This window comes from Cupriavidus sp. 05L411 (assembly GCF_056398045.1).
The window spans coordinates 40,826-63,920 of record NZ_JBFTOQ010000040.1 but is presented as its reverse complement, the minus strand read 5'-3'; the positions used below and the strand labels follow the sequence as shown (position 1 = coordinate 63,920).

The following is a 23,095-nucleotide window of genomic DNA, read 5'->3' as shown; positions in this document are numbered from 1 at the left end:
AGCCAGGCCGCAGCCGGCAAACGGCACGCCCCGGCCTCCCCGGCCGCCTCGCCCGGAGCGCACCGAGCGCACCGAGCGCCCGCCCCGCGAGGCACGCCGCCCGTTGCGCCARGCCAACCCGCTCCCGCCCATCACCTTCCCCGAGGCGCTGCCGGTATCCGGCCGCCGCGAGGAGATCGCACAGGCGCTGCTGGCCAACCAGGTGGTGATCGTCTCCGGCGAGACCGGCTCCGGCAAAACCACCCAGTTGCCCAAGATCTGCCTGTCGATCGGGCGCGGCCCGGGTGCCGACGGCAGCGGTGGCCTGATCGGCCACACGCAGCCACGCCGGATTGCCGCCACCTCCACGGCCAAGCGCATCGCGCAGGAGATCGGCACGCCGCTCGGCGAGCACGTGGGCTACCAGGTGCGTTTCAACGACACCATGTCGGCGGGCGCGTCGGTCAAGCTGATGACCGACGGCATTTTGCTGGCCGAGACGCAGAACGATCCGTTGCTGCGCGCCTACGACACCATCATCATCGACGAGGCGCACGAACGCAGTCTCAATATCGATTTCCTGATCGGCTACCTGAAGGAGATCCTGCCGAAGCGGCCAGACCTCAAGCTGGTCATCACCTCGGCCACCATCGACGCCAACCGCTTTGCCGAGCACTTTGCGCAAGGCGGCAAGCCCGCGCCGGTGATCGAGGTCAGCGGGCGCCTGTATCCGGTGGAAATCCGCTACCGGCCGATCGAGAAGGACAAGCCGGCGCCGGGCGAGGGCGCGCCCAAGTCCGCGCAATCGAAAGATCGCGACCTGTTCGACGGCATCGTCGAGGCGGTGGACGAATTGTGCCGCCTCGGCCCAGGCGATGTGCTGGTGTTCCTGCCCGGCGAGCGCGAGATTCGCGAGGCCGCCGAGGCGCTGCGCAAGCACCATCCGCCGCATACCGAGATCCTGCCCCTGTTCGCGCGCTTGTCGGTGCAGGAGCAGGAACGGGTGTTCCGGCCTTCCAACGCGCGGCGCATCGTGCTGGCCACCAACGTTGCCGAAACCTCGCTCACCGTGCCGGGCATCCGCTATGTGGTGGATACCGGGATGGCGCGGGTCAAGCGCTATTCCTACCGCAACAAGGTCGAGCAGCTGCAGATCGAGGCGATCTCGCAGGCCGCCGCCAACCAGCGTGCCGGGCGTTGCGGCCGGGTGGCCGACGGCGTGTGCATCCGCTTGTACGAGGAGGCCGATTTTGTCAGCCGGGCGCGCTTTACCGATCCGGAGATCCTGCGCTCGTCGCTGGCCGCGGTGATCTTGCGCATGAAAGCCCTGAAGCTGACGGCGATCGAGGAATTCCCCTTTATCGAGCCGCCGCTGGGCCGCGCCATTGCCGATGGCTACCAGCTGTTGCAGGAACTGGGCGCCGTGGAAAGCGTGGGCGATGACGCCAACGCGCTGACCCAGGTCGGCCGCCAGCTGGCCCGCCTGCCGCTGGACCCCCGCGTGGCCCGCATGACGCTGGCCGCGCGCGAGCACCATTGCCTGCGCGAGGTGCTGATCATCGCCAGCGCGCTGTCCGTGCAGGATCCGCGCGATCGTCCGCAGGAGGCGCAGGAAGCCGCCGACCAGGCCCACCGCAAGTTCATGGACGAGCGCTCCGAGTTCCTGGGCTGGGTCAAGATGTGGAAGTGGTTCGAGGACGCGGTGGCGCACAAGAAGACCAACCGCCAGCTGCAGGACCAGTGCCGCGCCAGTTTCCTGTCGCATGTGCGCTTGCGCGAATGGCGCGACGTGCATTCGCAGCTGCTGACTACCGTCACCGAGCAGGGCTGGAAGCTCAACGAAAGCGAGCCCACCTATGAGCAGGTGCACAAGGCGCTGCTCACGGGGTTGCTCGGCAACGTAGGTTGCAAGATTGAAGACGCCGACGGACGCGGGCGCGAGTACCTGGGCGCGCGGGGCATCAAGTTCCACCTGTGGCCCGGCTCGCTGATCGCGCGCAAGGTCGGCCGCTGGATCATCGGCGCCGAGCTGATCGAAACCAGCCGGCTGTTTGCGCGCACGCTGGCCAAGATCGAGCCGGAATGGCTGGAGCAGGTCGGCCGCCATTTGCTCCGCGTCAGCTGGAGCGATCCGCATTGGGAGAAGAAATCCGGCCAGGTGATGGCGATGGAGCGCGCCACGCTGTACGGGCTGGTGGTCTACCAGCACCGGCGCGTTCACTACGGGCCGATGAACCCGGCCGAGGCGCGCGAGCTGTTTATCCGCCGGGGGCTGGTGGAAGGCGAGTTCGATACCAAGCTGCCGTTCTTCGCCCATAACCAGCGCCTGACGCGCGAGATCGAAAACCTGGAGCACAAGGCGCGCCGCCAGGACGTTCTGGTCGACGATGAGCTGATCTTCGCGTTCTACGATCGCCTGATCCCCGCCGAGATTCACCAGCAGGCCACCTTCGAGCAGTGGTACCAGGCTGAGAGCGCGCGCGAGCGCAAGCTGCTTTACCTGAACCGCGAAGAGCTGATGCGGCACGAGGCGGCCGGCATTACCACGGACCTTTTCCCCAAGCTGATGCCGGTGGCGGGCGTGGATATGTCGCTGACGTACCACTTCGAGCCCGGCAGCCATCGCGATGGCGTGACGCTGACGGTGCCCCTGTATGCGCTCAACCAGGTGCGCCAGGAGCGCGCGGACTGGCTGGTGCCGGGCATGGTCAAGGAGAAGGTGCACCTGCTGCTCAAGTCGCTGCCGCAGAAGCTGCGCCGCCATTGCGTGCCGCTGCCGGATTACGCGGCGGGCTTCGTCGATCGCAATGCCTTTGGCGAGGGCGAGTTGCTGGACGTGCTGATTGCCGACATCCGCGAGCAGACCGGCACCATGGTCAAGCGCGCCGACTTCAAGCTGGAAACCTTGCCCGCCCACCACGCCATGAACTTCAAGGTGGTGGACGAGCACGGCCGGCAACTGGACATGGGCCGCAACCTGGCGCAGTTGCGCGCCGAGTTTGGCGGGCAGGCGCAGCAGTCGTTCCAGAATATCGCCGCGCGCGATGTGCCGGCGGCCGAGGCGGGGCAATACGAGAACCTGACCAGTTGGTCCTTCGGCGAACTGCCCGAGCTGCTGGAGGTCCGCAAGGGCAACCAGACGCTGTACGGCTATCCTGCGCTGGTCGACCACGCCACGCATTGCGACGTGGAGGTGTTCGACGATCCGCAGGAAGCCGCGCGCATCCATCAAGCCGGGCTACGCCGCCTGTTTGCGTTGCAGTTGCGCGAGCAGGTGAAGTTCCTGGAGAAGAATATCCCCGGCATGCAGCAGATGGCGATGCAGTACATGACGCTGGGCACGCAGGAGATGTTGCGCGACCAGATCGTAATGCTGGCGCTGGAGCGGGCCTGCTTGCAGGCGCCGCTGCCGCGCAACGAGGCCGAGTTCGCCGCCCGCAAGGAAGAAGGGCGCTCGCGCCTGAGCCTGCTGGCGCAGGAGATCGCCCGGCTGGTAGGGGCAGTGCTGGCCGAGTACGCGACGCTGCCGCGCAAGCTGATCCAGGCCAAGCCGTTTGCCGCGGCGCACGCCGACATGCAGGCGCAACTGACGCGGCTGATGGGCAAGCACTTTGTGGCCGATACGCCTTACCTGCAGCTGGTGCATTTCCCGCGCTACCTGAAGGGCATCGCCATGCGCATCGACAAGATCAAGGGCGACCCGGCGCGCGACACCCAGCGGCTGCAGGAAATCACGCCGCTGCTGCAGCAGTGGCAGCGGGCCGAGACGCAGTTGCGGCAGCAGGGGCGGGGCGTGGAAGATGCGCGCCTGGACGAGTTCCGCTGGATGCTGGAGGAGCTCCGTGTGGCGCTGTTCGCGCAGGAGTTGCGCACGCCCGTGCCGATGTCGGTCAAGCGTCTGCAAAAGGTGTGGGAAGCGATGCAGCGCTGAAGCCAGGGTTGCCTGCCTTTCGCGCGAACGCTATCTCGCGCGGAGATTGTGACCAAATGTTAGTTTGTTGCGCTACGTCATCGGATCCCAGTCCGAAAACGTTAGAATGGTCGATTAAGTCATTGTTTAACAGTCTTATGCTCGCATTGCGTCGTGTAGTTTCCGGGTTTGCCGCCATCGGCACCCTGGCCCTGGGGATGGTAGCGGCGCCGGCGTTGGCGGAAGTGGTGGTGGTGCTCAATTCGGGTGATGCTACCGTCACCTTGATCGACAAGGACACCCAGAAGGTGCTGGAGACGTTCCCGATCGGGAAGGAGCCGCACCACCTGATCGCCACGCCCGACGACAAATCGCTGATCGTTGCCAATGCGGTCGGCAACGACCTCGTGTTCCTCGACCCGGTCACCGGCAAGGTCCAGCAGCGCGTGCCCAATATCGACGACCCCTACCAGATCGGCTTCTCGCCCGACCAGAAGTGGTTCCTGGCCACCGGCAACCGCCTCGATCGCGTCGACGTGTATCGCTGGGACGGCAAGGCGCTCAAGCTCGCCAAGCAACTGCCGCTGGCAAAGACGCCGAGCCATATCGCCTATACCGCGGACAGCCGTGTTGCCTTCGTCACGCTGCAGGACTCCAACGAAGTGGTCGCCATTGACCTGCCCACGCAGACCGTGATGTGGCGCATGAACGCCGGTTCGGCGCCGGCGGGCGTGTGGGTTACGCCGGACCAGAAATACCTGCTGGTGGGCATGACCGGTGCCGATTACGTCGCCGTGATCGACTGGCATACCCGCACCGTGGTCAAGCAGATCCAGACCGGCAAGGGTGCGCACAATTTCCGCGCGGTGGGCGACAAGCGCCATCTGTTCTTGTCCAACCGGGTCTCCGGCACCATTAGCATCATCGACCAGCAGACCCTGACCAAGGTTGGCGACATCACCGGCCTGCCGGCTGGCCCCGATGACATGGAGCTGACCGCCGACGGCAAGACCTTGTGGGTGAGCTTCCGCTGGGCGCGTTCGGTGGGCCTGATCGACGTGGCCAGCCGCAAGCTGGTCAAGACCATCCGCGTGGGCCGCTCGCCGCACGGCATTTATTTCCGTACCCGCGCACCGCTTTATTGAGAGAGGGCGCCCGTCCGGGAACGCCATGGCGGGCGCGGCATCGAACTAGTATGGCCGCCGCCACTCCAATGCAGTCACAGGAAATCAGGACAGGCATCATGAGCAAGCATTCGCAGCCCCGGTTGCCCCGCGCTTTGGTCCGCGCGGTGGCTGCCGGGCTTGCAGCCACCGGACTGGCGCTGGCCGCCGGGCCGGCCAGTTCGGCGGGCCCGGTGCCTGCCGCCGCGCCCCAGGCCTGCCGCGCTGGCAAGCTCTACCTGACCTTCGATACCGGCAGCATGAGCCAGGCGGCGCTGATCGCCGACACGCTGCGCCGGCACCATATCAAGGCCACGTTCTTCCTCGCCAACGAACCCACCATCAACAAGGACAGCTCGCTCGACCCGGGCTGGGCGGCGTACTGGAAGACGCTGGCAGCCGATGGTCATGTTTTTGGCAGCCACACGTTCGATCACGTCTACCTGCGTGGCGTACGCGACGGCAAGGTCACCATGCGGCCGCAGTTTGGCGCGCATGCGGGGCAGGACGTGGTGATGGACCAGCAAAGCTTCTGCAGCGAGCTGAACCGCAGCGCGCAGGCGCTGAAGCGCCTCAGCGGCGCGACCATGTCGCCGCTGTGGCGGGCACCAGGCGGCCATACCGCGCCGCAGACGCTGCAATGGGCCGTGCAGTGCGGGTTCAAGCACGTGGCCTGGGCGCCGGCCGGCTTCCTGGGTGACGAGCTTTCATCCGAGCGTTTCCCGAACAAGGCGTTGCTGGAGCGTGCATTGCGCGACCTGCGCGATGGCGACATCGCCATGGCGCACCTTGGCATCTGGTCGCGCAAGGATCCCTGGGCACCCGGCGTGCTCGAGCCGCTGATCAGCGGCCTGGAGCGCAAGGGCTTCTGCTTTGCCACGCTGCGCGAGCATCCCGCCTATCGTGACTGGCTGCGCGGGCAGTCCGCGACGGTGGCCGGGCAAACAGCCGGGAGCCGCTGATGCTCGACCTGCTCAACGGCTGGATCGGCCAGATTGAAGCCACGCTGTTCCAGGACGTGATCCTGCCGGTGGTCTACCAGCTTGGGCTGGGCGGCTATGCCGAGGACGCCTTCACCGGCACCGAATGGCTGCTGGTCGGGCTGGTGCAGATCGTGGTGATGGTGCTGATCCTCGGGCCGCTGGAAAAGCTGCGCCCGGTCGAAGCCGTGACCGACCGCGCCGCCATTCGCACCGACATCCTCTACACCGTGGTGCATCGCCTCGGCCTGTTCCGGCTGGCCATGTTCTTCCTGCTCGGTCCGCTGATGGACGGGCTGGAAGGACATCTGCGCCTGCTTGGCTGGCAGCGGGTCAATGTGGAAGACTGGTGGCCGGCAGTGACGTCGATCCCACTGGTCAGCTTCTTTATCTACCTGCTGCTGTTCGACCTGCTCGACTACTGGTACCACCGCCTCTCGCATACCTACCGCTGGTGGTGGAGCCTGCATTCGCTGCATCATAGCCAGCGCCAGATGACGCTATGGAGCGATAACCGCAACCACCTGCTCGACGACATGCTGCGCGACGTGGTGTTTGCGGTGGCGGCGCTGGCGGTGGGCGTGGAGCCTTCCCAGTACGTGCTGCTGGTGGCGCTGTCGCAACTGCTGCAGAGTTTGCAGCATGCCAACCTGCGCCTGCATTTTGGCACGTGGGGCGAGCGGCTGCTGGTCTCGCCGCGCTTTCACCGTACCCACCATGCGGTTGGCGTCGGCCACGAAGCCATCGGCCGGCCTACCAAGCTGGGCGGATGCAACTACGGGGTGATCTTTCCCTGGTGGGACATGTTGTTCCGCACCGCCGTGTTCACCGACGCCTACTACCCCACCGGTGTGCGCGACCAGATGCCGCCACCGGCAGGCAAGGGGCGCGACTACGGCGCTGGCTTCCTGTCCCAGCAGTGGTACGGGATCAAGCGCCTGTTGCGGCTCGGCTGAAGCGGCGGGGCGCCTGCCGTGGCAGCCCCGGGAGCGCGTATTCCCCCGCAAGGCGCGCTCCCGCGCCCTGCCATCTTGCGCTAGCGGCGCACGCGTCCCCCGCGGCACTTATGACGTGTGCTAGTCTAGTTATCCCCGCCTTTGTGGAACCCCAATTTACTGCATGAACGATATTTTTCGCGCGCTAGGCCGTGCCCTGATCAGCCAGCTGCATCCGCGCATGCTGATGCTTACCGTCATTCCTTTCCTGCTCGCCACCGGGCTGTGGGGTGGCCTGCTGCTGTGGGGGTGGGAGCCGATCATGACGGCCGCGCGCGGCGTGCTCGAGACGTCGGTGCTGACCAGCTGGATCTACGGCGCGCTCGACTGGTTCGGCCTGCAGTCCCTGCGCACGGTGGTGGCGCCGCTGTTTGTGATCGCGTTGATGATCCCGCTGGTGATTGCTTCCATGCTGGTGTTTATCAGCTTGTTCTCGGTGCCAGCCGCGGTGCGGCACCTGGAGCGCAGCTATCCGGACCTGGTCAAGGCCAAGGGTGGCAGCATGGTGGGCAGCGTGTTCCAGGCGCTGGGCAGCACCATGGTGTTCCTGTTGCTGGCGCTGGTGACGCTGCCGCTGTGGCTGATCCCGCCTTTCTTTGCCTTGATCCCGCCCTTGCTGTGGGGCTGGCTGACCTATCGCGTGATGACCTACGACGCGCTCGCGCAGCATGCCACGCCAGAGGAGCGCAAGACGCTGATGAAGCGCCATCGCATGTCGTTGCTCTCCATCGGCGTGGCGGTGGGCCTGCTGGGCTCGGCGCCGACGCTGATCTGGGTGGCTTCGGCGGCGCTGATTTTCCTGTTCCCGTTCGTGCTCGCGGGCACGCTGTGGCTGTATGTGCTGATCTTTATTTTCTCGGCACTGTGGTTTGGCCATTTCTGCCTGCGCGCGCTGGAGCAATTGCGCGCTGAGCGCGCTGCCGCGACAGCCGCGGCGGCGCCGGTGGTGGACGTTATCGACCTGGCGCCGTCCGATGTACGGCGCATTGAACAATCCTGAAGCGAGGGCATCATGGGTTTCGGCCTGATCGTCATTGGTGACGAGATTCTGTCGGGGCGGCGCGAAGACAAGCATATGCGCCGTGCCATCGAACTGCTGGCGGCGCGCGGGCTGGCGCTGGACTGGGCGGAGTACGTGGGCGATGAGCGCGCGCGCATCACCGCCACACTGCGCCGCACGTTCGCGGGCAACGATGTGGTGTTCTGCACCGGCGGCATTGGCGCCACACCCGATGACCACACCCGGCAGTGCGCCGCGGCCGCGCTCGGCGTGCCGCTGGAACTGCATCCGGATGCCCGCGAGCAGATCGCCTTGCGGATCGCGGAGACCGCGGCGGGCGATCCCGCCAAGGCCGACCTGAACCTGCCGGAGAACCAGCATCGCTTCAAGATGGGCGAATTCCCCGCCGGGGCGCGCATCATCCCGAACAGCTACAACCGCATCCCCGGTTTTTCCGTGGCCGACCATCATTTCATGCCTGGCTTCCCGGTCATGGCGTGGCCGATGATGGAATGGGTGCTGGATACCTACTATTCCCACCTGTTCCATCAGGCGGTGCAAGTGGAGCGGTCATTCCTGGTGTTCGAGGCGCCGGAATCCACGCTGACGCCGCTGATGGAACGGGTCGAGGCCGCCTTCGAAGGCGTCCGCGTGTTCAGCCTGCCGTCGGTGGGCGACGCCAAGCGCGGCGAACTCTATGCGCGCCGCCACATCGACCTGGGCGTGAAGGGGCTTGCCGACCAGGTCGAGCCGGCCTATGCCATGCTGCGCGAAGGCGTGCAGGCGATGGGCTTCGAGCTGGTGGAGGTTGCGGCGCGGCGCCCGGGAGATCCGGCAGGGGACTGAGCCGTGGCGGCGACGACGTGGCCGATGCAATGAAAAAACGGGACAGCCATGCTGTCCCGTTTTGTTTTTTGCGCGATGTACGTGATTTGCGCGATTTACGCGATTTACGCGTTCCCGGGCTTCAGGCGCCGTGCCAGGGCAGGCCGCGGAAGCACCAGCCTTCCACCGTCTTGCGATGGTGCTGCTCATCGCGAGCGCCTTCGAAGCCTTCCAGCACGTCCATGGCGAACTGATAGCCCGCTTCCGTGGCGACGCGGGCAGCGTGCTTGGAGCGTGCCGCGCTGCGGCACAGGAACAGCACGGGCACATCGGTGCGCACGCGGGCCTTGAGCTGCGCGATAAAGGCGGCGTTCTGCGCACCGCCCGGATAGCTGCTCCATTCCACATGCGCCGATTGGGCTTCCGGCAGGTCCGGCCCGCCGATCCAGTCGAGCTCAGCCTGCGTGCGCACGTCCACCATCACGGCGGTCGGGTCGCCCTGCAGCAGTGCAAAGGCTTCCTGCGGGGAGAGGGCGCCGAAGTACGGCAGTTGGTTTTGCTGCTGGCGCTCGCGCGCGGCTTGGAGTAGGTCGTCTCGGGTGGTCATCTGGGTGACAAAATCGGTGGGTGAAATGGCATCTGGCAGAGGCTGCCGGATATTCTAGCGCGCCGGGCGTGCTCGCCGGCGGCCTTTGGATGTGAACGGCAGCTAGCGGCATCGGTTGTGCCGGAGTTGCGCCGGCTTGGTCGCGCGCTGCGGGTACCTTGGTAGCAGGATCTTGCACCGCAAGCAGGCAACGGCACTCTGTTTGCACCAAAATGTTCTAGTCTGGTGCGTCGGCACCAAAATAGGGCAATAAGACGTGCTAATGCACGATTTTGGTGATTTTCACGGGAGACGGGGAGAGCCGCTGGCGTTCCCGGAGTGAGGCGGAAGCCGAACGGATTTATGCGTATGCCATATGCGGCACCCGAAACGCGCCTGGGCCCTCATATCGCGCCGTCTGGCTGCACTTTTTTCGGGAACGCAGGGGTAACTAGGGGGTTGCCTTGGCATGCTTTCTGCTAACATTCCTCGTCCCTTTCGTGGCCGATCTTTGTGCTGATGCAAACGTCTTTGATGCGTTGCACAGCGGAGATCGACGCAAGAATGGCTTTTCTAGATTCAGCCGAATTTCCAGGAGATAGGCATGGCCCACAGCGTTGCAGATGTGATGAAGCTTGTGAAGGAAAACGACGTCAAGTTCGTCGACTTCCGTTTCACCGATACCAAAGGCAAAGAGCAGCACGTGTCGGTACCCGTGTCGCACTTCGATGAAGACAAGTTTGAAAGCGGCCACGCTTTCGACGGCTCGTCGATCGCCGGCTGGAAGGGTATCGAGGCTTCGGACATGCTGCTGATGCCGGATCCGAATACCGCTAACGTCGATCCGTTTTACGAAGAACCGACCCTGATCCTGACCTGCGACGTGGTTGAGCCGTCGGATGGCAAGGGCTACGACCGCGACCCGCGTTCCATCGCCAAGCGCGCCGAGGCTTACCTGAAGAGCACCGGCCTGGGCGACACCGCCTACTTTGGCCCGGAACCCGAGTTCTTCATCTTCGACGGCGTGACCTGGAACATCGACATGCAGGGTTGCTCCGTCAAGATCCACTCGGAAGAAGCACCGTGGTCGTCGGGCAAGGAGTTCGAGCACGGCAACAGCGGTCACCGTCCGGGCAAGAAGGGCGGCTACTTCCCGGTTGCCCCGATCGACACCTTCCAGGACATTCGTTCGGAAATGTGCCTGATTCTGGAATCGCTGGGCATCCCCGTGGAAGTGCACCACCACGAAGTCGCCGGCCAGGGTCAGAACGAAATTGGCACCCGCTTCAGCACGCTGGTGCAGCGCGCCGACTGGACCCAGCTGCAAAAGTACGTGATCCAGAACGTCGCCCACACCTACGGCAAGACCGCTACCTTCATGCCGAAGCCGGTCGTTGGCGACAACGGTTCGGGCATGCACGTGCACCAGTCCGTATGGAAGGATGGCCAGAACCTGTTCGCAGGCAACGGCTACGCTGGCCTGTCGGAATTCGCGCTGTACTACATCGGCGGCATCATCAAGCACGCTCGCGCGTTGAACGCCCTGACCAACCCGGGCACGAACTCGTACAAGCGTCTGGTGCCGGGCTTCGAAGCACCGGTCAAGCTGGCTTACTCGGCTCGCAACCGTTCGGCATCGATCCGTATTCCGTACGTTGCCAACCCGAAGGGCCGTCGTATCGAGACCCGCTTCCCGGATCCGCTGATGAACCCGTACCTGGGCTTCTCGGCGCTGCTGATGGCTGGCCTGGACGGCGTGCAGAACAAGATCCACCCGGGCGAAGCTGCCGACAAGAACCTGTACGACCTGCCGCCGGAAGAGGATGCAAAGATCCCGACCGTGTGCTCCAGCCTCGACCAGGCCCTGGAATACCTCGACAACGACCGCGAGTTCCTGACGCGCGGCGGCGTCTTCTCCAACTCCATGATCGATGCCTACATCGAGCTGAAGATGGAAGAAGTGACCCGCTTCCGCATGACCACGCACCCGATCGAGTTCGACATGTACTACTCGCTGTAAGGCGAGGCGTTGCCAGGTTGTGACCGGGCAACAGTTGCACCAGGAAGGGGCGGCCTCGGCTGTCCCTTTTTGTTTTGTTCGCCGGTTTGATCGCTAGAATGGGGCTCCTTTCCCACCATCCCTGCTGATGTCAATGGACGCGCTCGAATTCCCGCTTTCCTCGCTTCGACCAATGCACCGGTTCAGTGCCTCCATGCACGTATCGGCGGCAGCCTGCGCCATGCTGGCGCTTGTGCTGGTGTGCTGGAGCCGGCCGGCCCCGGCGCAGTCGGATATCTATGTCTGCGCTGGCCCCAACGGCGTGCCCGAATACCGCAACGGCAACGGGGGCAAGGGCTGCAAGCGGCTCAGCCTGCCGGAAGTCACGACGGTGCCGGGCGGGCGCGTGAGCGCCCCTTCGGCGGGCAAGGGCGCCGGGCCCGCGATGGCGCCCACCGCGTTTCCGCGCGTGGACAGCGCGACCCAGAAAAGCCGCGATGGCGAGCGCCGCGCGGTGCTTGAGCAGGAACTGCAAAGCGAGGAGGCCAAGCTGGCCGCGCTGCGCGCCGAGTTCAACAACGGCCAGCCCGAGCGCCAGGGCAATGAACGTAACTACCAGAAGTACCTCGACCGCACCGCCACGCTGCGCGACGACATCGCGCGTGGCGAGGCCAATGCCGCTTCGCTGCGGCGCGAACTCTCCAATTTGAAGGACTAGCACTATGCGTCGCCTGATTCGCAGCGTCTCGCGCAAGGTGGCTTCGGCCGGGGCTGGCACGCCGGCCGAGGGTGGAGCCATGGTGCTGCCATTGGGCGATGTGTCCTACCACCAGGGGCTGGACGTGGTCGCCAACCCCGTGTTGCTGGTGCGCCAGCCCGGCCTGCGCATCGTCTACGCCAATCCCGCCGCCGAGGCCAGCTTCGCGGTGTCGCGCAAAGCCATGGTGGAGCTGTCGCTGGCAGACCTGTTCGGCGCTTCGGAAGAGCTCGGCAGCATGATCGAGACCGTGATTTCACGGCAGTTCGATGCGCGCAGGCAGGATGTGGTACTGCATCCGCCCTTGCAGGAGCCGATGCACGCGCACGTGGTGATCGGCGCGCTGGATGCCACTGCCGACACGGTACTGGTGGAAGTACTGCCCAACGAGCAAAAGGTCCGCAGCGACCGCGAGGAGCGCATCCTCGACCTGACCTCGGCCAACAAGGAGCTCATCCGCAATCTGGCGCATGAGATCAAGAACCCGCTGGGCGGCATCCGAGGCGCGGCGCAATTGCTTGAATTCGAGTTGCCTGACCGTTCGCTGCGGGAGTACACCCAGGTCATCATCAAGGAGTCGGACCGCCTGCAGACGCTGGTGGACCGCCTGCTGGAGCCGCATCGCCATCCGCACATCGTGTCCGACCTCAACATCCACGAGGTGCTGGAGCGCGTGCGCTCGGTGGTGCTGGCCGAATTCCCCTCCGGGCTGGATATCGTGCGCGACTACGACGCGAGCCTGCCCGACCTGCGCGGAGACATGGAGCAGTTGATCCAGGCCGTGCTCAACATCGTCCACAACGCTGCCCAGGCACTCGCGGAGCGCGTGGCGCGGGGCGATGCGCAGATCATCCTGCGGACCCGGGTGGCCCGCCAGGTAACCATAGCGAAGCGATTATTCAAGCTGGCATTGGACTTGCATGTCATTGATAACGGTCCGGGCATCCCCGAGGATATCCGCGAACGCATCTTCTACCCGCTGGTGTCGGGCAGGGATGGCGGTAGCGGCCTCGGTCTCACACTCGCTCAAACCTTCGTGCAGCAGCACGAGGGCTTGATCGAATGCGAGAGCCGGCCGGGCTGTACCGACTTCCGTATCCTGCTGCCCCTGCATTGATCGCATCGGCGACAGCAATTGGAACTGCCCCAATGATTGCTGCCGACCGGCTTGCCGGCGGTGTGCGGCCAGGTTCACGGAAGACCAAATGACACCGAGCAGACAAGCGACGCACATGAAGCCGATCTGGATAGTCGACGACGATCAATCAATCCGCTGGGTTCTTGAGAAGGCCCTCGCCCGCGAAAGCCTGCTCTCACGCAGCTTCACCAACGTGCGCGACGTACTGGCCGCACTGGAAGACGACGAGCCACAGGTCCTGATCTCCGATATCCGCATGCCGGGTGGCTCGGGCCTGGACCTGCTGCAAGCGCTCAAAGCGCGGCATCCGGGGCTGCCCGTCATCGTGATGACGGCGTACTCCGACCTGGATAGCGCGGTAGCGGCCTTCCAGGGTGGCGCCTTCGAGTACCTGGCCAAGCCCTTCGATGTGGATAAGGCGGTCGAGCTGATTCGCCGCGCGCTGCAGGAAAGCCTGCGCGAGGAGGAGCTCGAAGACCGCCTGGTCGACGCGCCCGAAATCCTCGGTCAGGCGCCGGCCATGCAGGACGTGTTCCGCGCCATCGGCCGCCTGTCGCAATCGAACGTGACGGTGCTGATCACCGGCGAGTCCGGTACCGGCAAGGAACTGGTGGCCCAGGCGCTGCACAAGCACAGCCCGCGCGCCAACGGGCCCTTTATCGCCCTCAATACCGCTGCCATTCCGAAGGACTTGCTGGAGTCGGAGCTGTTCGGCCATGAGCGCGGCGCCTTTACCGGCGCGCAGACCATGCGCCGCGGCCGCTTCGAGCAGGCTGAGGGCGGCACGCTGTTCCTCGACGAAATCGGCGACATGCCGTTCGACCTGCAAACGCGCCTGCTGCGTGTGCTGTCGGATGGCAACTTCTACCGCGTGGGTGGCCACAATCCGCTGCGCGCCAACGTGCGCGTGATTGCCGCCACCCACCAGAACCTGGAAACGCGCGTCAAGGAAGGGCTGTTCCGCGAGGACTTGTTCCACCGCCTCAACGTGATCCGCCTGCGCTTGCCGCCGCTGCGCGAACGGCCGGAAGACATCACGCTGCTGGCGCGTCATTTCCTGCAGAAGAGTGCCAAGGAACTGGGCGTGGAGCCCAAGCGCATGTCGGACGAGGCCCTGGCCTATGTCAGCACACTGCCGTTCCCTGGCAACGTGCGTCAGCTGGAGAACCTGTGCAACTGGCTGACCGTGATGGCGCCTGCGCAGACCATCGAGGTCAAGGACATGCCAGCCGAGATGATCGGCACCGGTACGGCGCCGGGCGGCGGCGCGGTGCGCCAGGCGGAGTTCCGGGCAGAGGGCAGGGCGGACGATGCCGACGGCCATGACGCCGTTGACTACGGCGCTGCGCCCTCCACCTTGGGCGGTGAGCCAGACACCGCGTTGGCTTACGCTGGCCGCTCGGCTGCGGCCAGCGCGCTGGCCGGCTGGGAGCACCTGCTGGCGGGGGAAGCCCGCGCCATGCTGGAGTCCGGCCAGCCGGAAGTCATGGAGGCACTGACGCGGCGTTTCGAGAAGGCGGTGCTGGAGGCGGCGCTGGGCGTTACCCGCGGGCGCCGCGTCGAGGCGGCCACGCGCCTGGGCATTGGCCGCAATACCATCACGCGCAAGCTGCAGGAGCTGGGCTTCGATTGAATCGGGTCATGGCCGTCGTTGCAGTGCATAAAAAACAGCCGGGCTTGCCCGGCTGTTTTTTTATTGGCGGCACGCCTTTGGCAGGTCAGCCGCGCGCGGCCAGCAGAAGTTCAGCCATTTCCGCGAAGCCCTCGCCGCAGGCCGCCTCGGTGATATAGGCCGGCTTGGCTGGCAACTGAGGCAGGATGTCGCGGATGTTGGCCACCCCGACCGACAGCGGGAAATGAGCAAACATGCTGGCGTCGTTCGCTGAGTCGCCGATAAACAGCCATTCCTCCCGCTCGGCATCCAGGTCCGCGCCCAGCAATTCCGCAGCGCACAAACGGCTCATGCTGAGTTTGTCGTGATCCCCGAACCAGCCATTGACGTGAATGGACGAGACCGTGGCGGTCATGCCGGCTTCCCGCATCAGCCCGGCAATGCGCTCGACCGCGGCGGACGGCAGGGGGGCGACGTCCTCGGCATGGTCGACGGCCAGGTCGGCAGCGTGCCAGGCCTGGTCCGAGGCCAGCGCGCAGCCTGGCACCTCTTGCACGATGCGTCTGCCAAGCGCGTGGATGCGCGCCAGGTTGTCGGCTCGGGTGGCGGCGTCGTCCAGGTAACGGGTCACCAGCTTGCCCGCGCGCAGGTGGGAGTAGAACGCACCGTTTTCGCCAATGATGGCGTCCACCGGCCATAGCCGCGTCAGGATCTCGGCCCAGGCGATGCAGCGTCCCGTGACCGGGATCACATGCAGCCCGGCTGCCTTGAGGCGGTCTAGCGCCAGGTAGGTGGCCGCCGGCAGCCTGCCGTCGGTGGTGATGGTGCCGTCGATATCGGTCAGCACGCCGCGAATCCGGCGTAGCGCCGGGGCGGGAAGGCTCTGTATGGCTTGCATAGCGCGAGATTCTACCCTGTCAAGCTGCCGATAAATCGTTGTCATATTATTGTAATTTAGTGGAAATGCCCGGTTTTCCAATCCAACAAGGCGGGGTAACATCCGCCTGTCACAAAAACTGCATATAGTCGGACGATTTTTGTCCAATGCCACAAGATAGAACAGGAGAGATTTCCATGACCGTAAAACGTACCGCGTTGACCCTGGCCGCCTTTGCCATGCTGGCCGGCGCAGGATCGGCCAATGCCGCCGTCGAGATCCAGTGGTGGCATTCGATGGAAGGTGCGCTCAACGAGAAAGTGAACGCGATCGCCACGCAGTTCAATGCCAGCCAGTCCGACTACAAGATCGTACCGATCTACAAGGGCCAGTACGACGAGTCGCTGGCCGCAGGCATCGCTGCCTTCCGCTCGGGCAACGCGCCGGCGATCCTGCAGGTATTCGAGGTGGGCACGGCTACCATGATGAGCGCCAAGGGTGCCATCAAGCCGGTGGCGACGGTCATGAAGGACGCTGGCGAGAAGTTTGACGCCAAGATGTACATCCCGGCGGTGGCTGGCTACTACACCTCGAACAAGGGTGAGATGCTGTCGTTCCCGTTCAATAGCTCCACCACGGTGATGTACTACAACAAGGACGCCTTCAAGAAGGCCGGGCTGGATCCGAACAAGCCGCCCGTGACCTGGCAAGAGGTGGCCACCGATTCTGCCAAGCTCAAGGCTGCCGGCATCTCTTGCGGTTACACCACCGACTGGCAGTCGTGGGTGCAGCTGGAAAGCTTCTCGGCCTGGCACAACGTCTTGTTCGCCACCGAGAACAATGGCTTCGGTGGCACGGGCGCGCGCCTGGTGTTCAATTCGCCGCTGCACGTCAAGCATATTGCCAACCTGCTCGACATGCAGCAGAAAGGCTACTTTGTCTATGGCGGCCGCAAGGACGAGCCGAAGGCGAAGTTTATTGCCGGCCAGTGCGCGATGCTGACCGGTTCCTCGGCGGCGCTGGCGAATATCCGCAAGAACGCCAAGTTCGATTTCACCGTGGCGCAGCTGCCGTACGAGCAAGGCGTGCCGGGCGCTCCGCAAAACACCATCATCGGCGGCGCTTCGTTGTGGGTGATGGGCGGCAAGAAGGCCGAGGAATACAAGGGCGTAGCCAAGTTCTTCACCTATCTGTCGCGCCCCGAGGTGCAGGCCGACTGGCACCAGTCGACCGGCTACCTGCCGGTGACGACGGCAGCCTACGAGCTCACCAAGAAATCGGGCTTCTATGAGAAGAACCCCGGCGCGGACGTGGCGGTCAAGCAGATGATCGTCAAGACCACCGACAAGTCGCGAGGCATCCGCCTGGGCAACTTCCCGCAGATCCGTACGGTGATCGACGAAGAGCTCGAAGCGGTGTGGACCGGCAAGAAGCAACCTAAGGAGGCACTGGATTCGGCGGTTGCGCGCGGCAATGAACTGCTGGAGCGTTTCCAGAAGACTGTCCGCGAATAAGCGCTGCGGCTTATTGAGTGTTTGGGAGGCGGAGGCTGTGCCTCCGTCTTTGGTTTGTGCGACAGCCTCGTCGCACTGGCTATGACTGATGACGCGCCGCGCATAGCGGTGGCTTGGATGCGTGATGGAAAAACGGGTCGTATTCCGATCTTCATGGTTGCCTTATCTGCTGGTGCTACCGCAGATGGCGGTGACGCTGATCTTCTTTTTTTGGCCGGCCGGACAGGCGCTGTATCAGTCTGTGCTGCGGCAGGATGCCTTCGGTATTGATCTCCAGTTCGTCGGCCTGGAGAACTTCCGCGATCTGTTCAGTGATGCGCAGTACCTGAACTCGTTTCGCGTCACGGGGGTGTTCGCCGTCGGGGTGACGCTGGTCGGGCTGACGGTCTCGCTGATGCTTGCCTACTTCGCCGATCGCGTGGTGCGGGGCGCCAGTGGCTACAAGATGCTGCTGATCTGGCCGTATGCCGTGGCGCCGGCGGTGGCGGGCGTGCTGTGGATGTTCATGTTCAACCCGACGCTGGGCGTGGTGTCCTACGCGCTGCATCGGTTCGGTGTGGACTGGAACTTCTTGCTCAATAGCAACCAGGCTATGCTGCTCGTGGTGCTGATTGCAGCGTGGAAGCAGATCAGCTACAACTTCCTGTTCTTCCTGGCCGGCTTGCAGAGCATCCCTAAATCGCTGATCGAGGCAGCCGCCATCGATGGCGCGGGGCCTTGGCGCCGGTTCTGGTCGATCATATTCCCGTTACTGTCACCGACCACGTTCTTCCTGATGGTGATTAATGTGGTGTACGCCTTTTTCGACACCTTTGCCATTATCGACGCGGTGACCCATGGCGGCCCCGTCAACGCTACCAATACGCTGGTCTACAAGGTCTACCAGGATGGCTTCCGCGGACTCGATATCGGCGGCTCGGCCGCGCAGTCGGTTGTGCTGATGGGGATCGTGATTGTTCTCACGGTGGTGCAGTTCCGCTACGTGGAACGCAAAGTGCAGTACTGAAGGATTGGCAAAATGGTAGAACGACGACCCTTTCTAGATTTTCTCTCGCACCTGATGCTGGTGCTGGGCGTAGTGGTAGTGGCTTTCCCTGTCTATGTCACGTTTGTTGCCTCGACGCTGACCGCCGACGAGGTGCTGCAGGCACCGATGACGCTGCTGCCGGGCAGCCATTTTCTGGAGAACTATCGCACCGTGCTGGTGGCCGGCGTGGGCAATGCCGCCTCGCCTGTCTCCACCATGATGTTGAACAGCTTGATCATGGCGCTGGGCATCGCGCTGGGCAAGATCACCATTTCGATCATCTCGGCCTTCGCGGTGGTGTACTTCAAGTTCCCGCTGCGCAAGACCTTCTTCTGGATGATCTTCATCACGCTGATGCTGCCGGTGGAAGTGCGGATCCTGCCGACCTACAAGGTGGTGTCCGATCTCGGCATGCTGGACAGCTACTTCGGCCTGACCATCCCGATCATCGCCTCGGCGACCGCGACCTTCCTGTTCCGCCAGTTCTTCCTGACCATTCCGGATGAGCTGGCCGAGGCCGCGCGCATCGACGGCGCCGGGCCGCTGCGCTTCTTCAAGGACGTGGTGCTGCCGCTGTCCAAGACCAGCATCGCGGCGCTCTTTGTGATCCAGTTCATCTACGGCTGGAACCAGTACCTGTGGCCGCTCCTGATCACCACGCAGAAGTCGATGACGCCGGTGGTGGTGGGGGTCACGCAGATGATCTCCCGCTCCGGGGATGCAGCGACCGACTGGAACCTGGTGATGGCCACCGTGATGCTGGCCATGGTGCCGCCCGCGATCGTGGTGGTGCTGATGCAGAAGTGGTTCGTCAAGGGCCTGGTCGAAACCGAAAAATAAGCGGGCGGGGCGGGGCGCTCATAGGATGATGCGCCCGCCACGCTTGCCCAGCGAGAAAGAATAGCAATGGCAAAACTGTCGCTTCGCAACGTACAGAAGACTTACGCCGGCAACGTCAAGGTTGTGCACGGCATCGATATGGAAATCAACGATGGCGAGTTTATCGTCATCGTCGGCCCCTCGGGCTGCGGCAAATCCACGCTGCTGCGCATGGTGGCCGGGCTGGAAGCCATCAGCGGTGGCGAGGTGCATATTGGCGACAAGGTCGTCAATCACCTCGAACCCGCTGAGCGGGACATCGCCATGGTGTTCCAGAACTACGCGCTCTACCCGCATATGAGCGTGTACGACAACATGGCCTACGGGCTGAAGATCCGCGGCATGGACAAGAGCGAGATCGAGCAGCGCGTCAAGCACGCCGCCGGCATCCTGGAGCTGGCGCCGCTGCTCGAGCGCAAGCCGCGCGCGCTGTCTGGCGGCCAGCGCCAGCGTGTGGCCATGGGCCGCGCGATCGTGCGTGAGCCTGCCGTGTTCCTGTTCGACGAGCCGCTGTCCAACCTCGACGCCAAGCTGCGCGTGCAGATGCGCCTGGAGTTGAAGGAGTTGCACCGCCGCCTGCGCACCACCAGCATGTACGTGACCCACGACCAGGTTGAAGCCATGACGCTGGCGGACCGCATGATGGTGCTTAATGGCGGGCGCGTGGAGCAGATCGGCACGCCGCTGGAAGTCTATACACGCCCGGCCAGCACCTTCGTGGCCAGCTTTATCGGCTCGCCGCCGATGAATCTGGTTCCGGTGGCGCGGACCAATGGCGGGCAGGGCGAAGCGCAGATGCGCGTGGAGCAGAAGCCGGGTGCCCAAGGCGCACCCGCCACCCTCGGCCACCTGCCGATGGGCCTGCACCTGCCCGAGCGCGCGCTGCTTGGCCTGCGTCCGGAGCATATCGAGCCGTGCGCGGCGCATGAGGCGATCGCCGAGATCGAGGTCCGCCTGGTCGAGGCGCTTGGCGCCGACTCCTATGCGTATGGCACGCTGGGCGGCCAGCCGGTGGTGGTGCGGCTGGACAGCAATATGCCTGTGCGTAGCGGCGATCGCCTGCCGATCACGGCCACGGCCGAGCACCTGCATTTCTTCGATGCCGATTCCGGCAAGCGTATCGAGGCCTGACATGACCCTAGCCGCCTGGCCCTACCCGCGCCATGTCGCCCATCGTGGCGCGGGCAAGCTCGCACCCGAGAACACCCTGGCGGCATTCCGCCACGGGGCATCGTTTGGCTACCGCATGTTCGAGTTCGACGTGAAGCTGTCGGGCGACGGACGCCCGGTGCTGCTGCACGACGCCACGCTGGACCGCACCACCAACGGCCAGGGGCGGGCCGACGCGCTGACGCTGGGCGAGATCGCCATGCTGGACGCGGGAAGCTGGCACAGCCCTGCCTATGCTGGCGAACCAGTGCCCACGCTGGCGGCGATTGCTCGCTATACCCGTGCCAACGGCTTCTTCGTCAATATCGAGATCAAGCCCGTGCCCGGCGCGGAATGGCGCACCGGCGCGGCGGTAGCCCTCGACGCGCAGGCACTGTGGGCCGGCAGCGATGTGCCGCCGCTGCTGTCGTCATTCTCGGAAGAGTCGCTGGAAGCGGCCCGCAAGGCCGCGCCTGGCCTGCCGCGCGCGCTGCTGCTGGACAAGCTGCCGCCCGACTGGCTGGAGCGGCTGCGCCGGCTGGACTGCGTGGCGCTCGATGCCAACCATCGCGAGCTTACCGCCGAGGTCATCCAGGCGGCCCATGCGGCCGGTTTCCGGGTGGCCTGCTATACCGTCAATGACCCGGCGCGCGCGACGGAGCTGCTGACTTGGGGGCTGGACACACTGATTACCGACGCGGTCGACGTGATCGCGCCGCGTCAGGACTAGTCCGCCCGGTGGTGCCGGCGCGGCCTGTTCATGCAGGCTGCGCCAACGCTTCGCGCACCGCATCGTCCACGCTCCAGCCGCGCCATATTTCCTCGGGCAGGGCGGGGTTGCGCGCATGCGCCAGCAGGTCGCGCACCTCGTCCTTGACCCGCGCGAGCCGTAGCGGCATGCCGTGGGCCTTCGCGAACACCGCCAGTTCGCCCAAGGCTTCAAGGGCAGTGCCGTCGAGGTCCGACGATTCTTCCAGGCTGAGTATCAGGCCGTACTGGGGATGCTCGCGCGCCAGCGCCTGGCGCACGGTGCCCAGCACGCTATCGACGTTGCCGAAGAAAAGCGGTACCTCCGGGCGCGCGATCAGCAGTCCCTTGGGCGCGGTGGCCTCGGGGTGGCGCGCCGTGTCGACGAAGTCGTGGCCATCGGCCCAACGCCCCAGCCAGCTCACCTGCGGGCGCGACAAGCGCTGCAGCAGCATCGCCAGGCTGACCCCGATTGCCAGCAGCAGCCCATGCAGCACGCCCAGCAACAGCACGCCGGCAAAGGCGGTCACCGCGACCAGGCGGTCGCGCTGCCAGTCGAAATAAGGCTTGAGGCTGCCGGGGTTGAGGCTGTGCCCGACCGCGCGGATCACGATGGCCGCGAGTACCGGTTCTGGCGTATGCGAGATCCAGGGGAGCAGGGTGCATACCGCGGCAAAGACCACAGCACCCGCAATCAAGCCGGCACGGCGGCTTTGCGCGCCGGCTGCTTCGTTAGCCGAGGTGCCGGAAAAACCCGCGCCTACCGGCATGCCCTGGAACAACCCCGAAGCGAGGTTGGCCAGCCCCAGCGCCGCCAGGTCGCGGTTGGGCGAGACGATGTCGCCGTGGCGCATGGCAAAGGTGCGGATCGAGCCGTAGCTCTCGGCGTACAGGATCAGGGCCAGCGCGGCGGCCAGTTCGCCCACCCGCATCCAGTCGGCCGTGCTCAGGTCCGGCACCCGGGGCGCGGAGAACTGCAGGGCGATGTTGCCGACGGCTGCCACGCCATGTGTCTGGGTCCAGCCGCTGAGGTCGAGCATGATGCCGGTGGCGATGACCAGTAGCGCGCCCGGCATGGCGCGCCAGCGCGCGAACACATGCAGCAGCGCCAGCGCAACCAGTGCCACCGCCGCGCCTGCCAGGTTCCAGTGGCGCCAGCTGGCGAGCAGTTCCCAGGCCAGGCGCAGGAAGTCGCCGTGCGCCGGATGCACGTCCAGGACCTTCGGGCATTGCTTGAGCACGATGGTCAGCGCCAGTCCCAGCGCGAAGCCGCGCAGCACCGGCTTGGCGATCAGGTTGGAGATCGCCCCCAAGTGCGCTAGCGACGCCAGCAGGAACAGCACCCCCGCCAGCAGGATCACGGCGGCGCCGAGCGCAATGCGCAGTCCGGCGTCGCCCTCGGCGGCAGCCGTGGTGGCTGCCAGCAGCACCGCGGCAGACGACGAGGTGGCTGAAACGATGGCAAAGCGGCTGCTGCCAAGCAGGCCGTAGACCAGCAGGCCTGCGAACAGCGCGATCACGCCGGCTTGCGGCGGCAGCCCGGCAATGCCGGAATAGGCCACGGCCTCGGGCAGTAGCAGTCCGGCGATGGCCAGGCCGGCCACCAGGTCCGCGCGCCATGTGGCGGAAGCGGCGCCCGGCGCCGAGGCGTCGGCGGTGGGGGTGGGCATCATTGGCGGGGCAGGGCGCTGGCCCGCGGCGGGTGTGGCAAGAGATGCACGGATCGCTCCTTTGGTTTACGGCTCCATGCTATCGAACGCATGGGTTTCGTCATCTGCCTCGGGAGGCGGTCTTGGCCGCTTCGCAACACTGCGGATCGGCCCGCGCGCGTTACGGCAAAATTCCCTCGGCTCACGCGGCAAACGTGCTATTCTTATGCGAGTGAAGACTTAGGTCCTTCCACGCACAACTGACCCTTTCAGGGCGACTGAACAGATCGGCACCCGCTGCGGTGCCGT

Annotated in this window: 17 protein-coding genes and 2 pseudogenes; 16 read left to right on the top strand and 3 right to left on the bottom strand. The window is 65.0% G+C overall.

Features of this window, described 5'->3' with window-relative positions; genetic code table 11:
* The 6 genes from hrpA to AC1DQR_RS31770 all read left to right on the top strand — a co-directional run.
* Positions 1–3,910 (top strand): ATP-dependent RNA helicase HrpA (hrpA, locus tag AC1DQR_RS31795; RefSeq protein WP_477134423.1); only part of this gene is annotated, 3,910 nt, incomplete at its 5' end.
* Between the two features lie 197 nt (positions 3,911–4,107).
* Complete coding sequence (locus tag AC1DQR_RS31790) at positions 4,108–5,034, top strand: YVTN family beta-propeller repeat protein (protein WP_477134424.1); 927 nt, start codon at positions 4,108–4,110, stop codon at positions 5,032–5,034.
* A gap of 98 nt (positions 5,035–5,132) precedes the next feature.
* Positions 5,133–6,014 carry a polysaccharide deacetylase family protein gene (locus AC1DQR_RS31785; RefSeq protein WP_477134422.1) on the top strand — a complete coding sequence of 294 codons (882 nt, stop codon included), beginning with the start codon at positions 5,133–5,135 and terminating at the stop codon, positions 6,012–6,014.
* Positions 6,014–6,988 carry a sterol desaturase family protein gene (locus AC1DQR_RS31780; protein ID WP_174423285.1) on the top strand — a complete coding sequence of 325 codons (975 nt, stop codon included), beginning with the start codon at positions 6,014–6,016 and terminating at the stop codon, positions 6,986–6,988. Before AC1DQR_RS31785 ends, AC1DQR_RS31780 begins: the two co-directional genes overlap by 1 nt.
* Before the next feature lie 163 nt (positions 6,989–7,151).
* Entirely contained in the window at positions 7,152–8,027 is an 876-nt protein-coding gene (locus AC1DQR_RS31775; protein WP_416049051.1) for an EI24 domain-containing protein, read from the top strand.
* 12 nt (positions 8,028–8,039) lie between these two features.
* Positions 8,040–8,873: a competence/damage-inducible protein A gene (locus tag AC1DQR_RS31770; protein ID WP_174423283.1), complete on the top strand. Its 834-nt coding sequence runs from the start codon at positions 8,040–8,042 to the stop codon at positions 8,871–8,873.
* 121 nt (positions 8,874–8,994) lie between these two features.
* Here AC1DQR_RS31770 and AC1DQR_RS31765 read toward each other — a convergent pair whose 3' ends face one another.
* Complete coding sequence (locus AC1DQR_RS31765; RefSeq protein ID WP_416049050.1) at positions 8,995–9,459, bottom strand: rhodanese-like domain-containing protein; 465 nt, start codon at positions 9,457–9,459, stop codon at positions 8,995–8,997.
* Positions 9,460–10,042: 583 nt separating this feature from the next.
* Here AC1DQR_RS31765 and AC1DQR_RS31760 point away from each other — a divergent pair.
* The 5 genes and pseudogenes from AC1DQR_RS31760 to AC1DQR_RS31740 form a co-directional block, all read left to right on the top strand.
* Entirely contained in the window at positions 10,043–11,458 is a 1,416-nt protein-coding gene (locus AC1DQR_RS31760) for a 3-hydroxylaminophenol mutase (RefSeq protein ID WP_416049049.1), read from the top strand.
* Positions 11,459–11,651: 193 nt separating this feature from the next.
* Positions 11,652–12,155 carry a DUF4124 domain-containing protein gene (locus AC1DQR_RS31755; protein WP_477134421.1) on the top strand — a complete coding sequence of 168 codons (504 nt, stop codon included), beginning with the start codon at positions 11,652–11,654 and terminating at the stop codon, positions 12,153–12,155.
* Positions 12,156–12,159: 4 nt separating this feature from the next.
* Entirely contained in the window at positions 12,160–13,311 is a 1,152-nt protein-coding gene (gene glnL, locus AC1DQR_RS31750; RefSeq protein WP_253927479.1) for a nitrogen regulation protein NR(II), read from the top strand.
* A 115-nt stretch (positions 13,312–13,426) separates the two neighbouring features.
* Positions 13,427–14,561: pseudogene (ntrC, locus tag AC1DQR_RS31745) on the top strand (nitrogen regulation protein NR(I)); the annotation flags it as partial.
* 161 nt (positions 14,562–14,722) lie between these two features.
* Positions 14,723–14,965, top strand: a pseudogene (locus AC1DQR_RS31740) (helix-turn-helix domain-containing protein); the annotation flags it as partial.
* An 85-nt stretch (positions 14,966–15,050) separates the two neighbouring features.
* Here AC1DQR_RS31740 and AC1DQR_RS31735 read toward each other — a convergent pair.
* Positions 15,051–15,842: an HAD-IIB family hydrolase gene (locus tag AC1DQR_RS31735; RefSeq protein ID WP_416049047.1), complete on the bottom strand. Its 792-nt coding sequence runs from the start codon at positions 15,840–15,842 to the stop codon at positions 15,051–15,053.
* Between the two features lie 176 nt (positions 15,843–16,018).
* Here AC1DQR_RS31735 and ugpB point away from each other — a divergent pair, with 176 nt between their 5' ends.
* The 5 genes from ugpB to ugpQ all read left to right on the top strand — a co-directional run bounded on the left by ugpB (position 16,019) and on the right by ugpQ (position 21,120).
* On the top strand, positions 16,019–17,335 hold the full coding sequence (gene ugpB / locus AC1DQR_RS31730) for a sn-glycerol-3-phosphate ABC transporter substrate-binding protein UgpB (protein WP_174423279.1): 1,317 nt from the start codon (positions 16,019–16,021) through the stop codon (positions 17,333–17,335).
* A gap of 124 nt (positions 17,336–17,459) precedes the next feature.
* A complete protein-coding gene (gene ugpA, locus AC1DQR_RS31725) occupies positions 17,460–18,341 on the top strand; it encodes a sn-glycerol-3-phosphate ABC transporter permease UgpA (protein WP_174423278.1) in 882 nt (293 codons plus the stop codon).
* A 12-nt stretch (positions 18,342–18,353) separates the two neighbouring features.
* Positions 18,354–19,202 carry a sn-glycerol-3-phosphate ABC transporter permease UgpE gene (ugpE, locus tag AC1DQR_RS31720; RefSeq protein WP_006157799.1) on the top strand — a complete coding sequence of 283 codons (849 nt, stop codon included), beginning with the start codon at positions 18,354–18,356 and terminating at the stop codon, positions 19,200–19,202.
* A gap of 66 nt (positions 19,203–19,268) precedes the next feature.
* Complete coding sequence (locus AC1DQR_RS31715) at positions 19,269–20,372, top strand: sn-glycerol-3-phosphate import ATP-binding protein UgpC (protein WP_416049046.1); 1,104 nt, start codon at positions 19,269–19,271, stop codon at positions 20,370–20,372.
* A 1-nt stretch (position 20,373) separates the two neighbouring features.
* Positions 20,374–21,120 (top strand): glycerophosphodiester phosphodiesterase, encoded by a 747-nt coding sequence (gene ugpQ, locus AC1DQR_RS31710; RefSeq protein WP_416049045.1) that lies wholly within the window; start codon positions 20,374–20,376, stop codon positions 21,118–21,120.
* Positions 21,121–21,148: 28 nt separating this feature from the next.
* Here ugpQ and AC1DQR_RS31705 read toward each other — a convergent pair whose 3' ends face one another.
* Complete coding sequence (locus AC1DQR_RS31705; RefSeq protein WP_416049044.1) at positions 21,149–22,810, bottom strand: SulP family inorganic anion transporter; 1,662 nt, start codon at positions 22,808–22,810, stop codon at positions 21,149–21,151.
* Positions 22,811–23,095 lie beyond the last annotated feature (285 nt).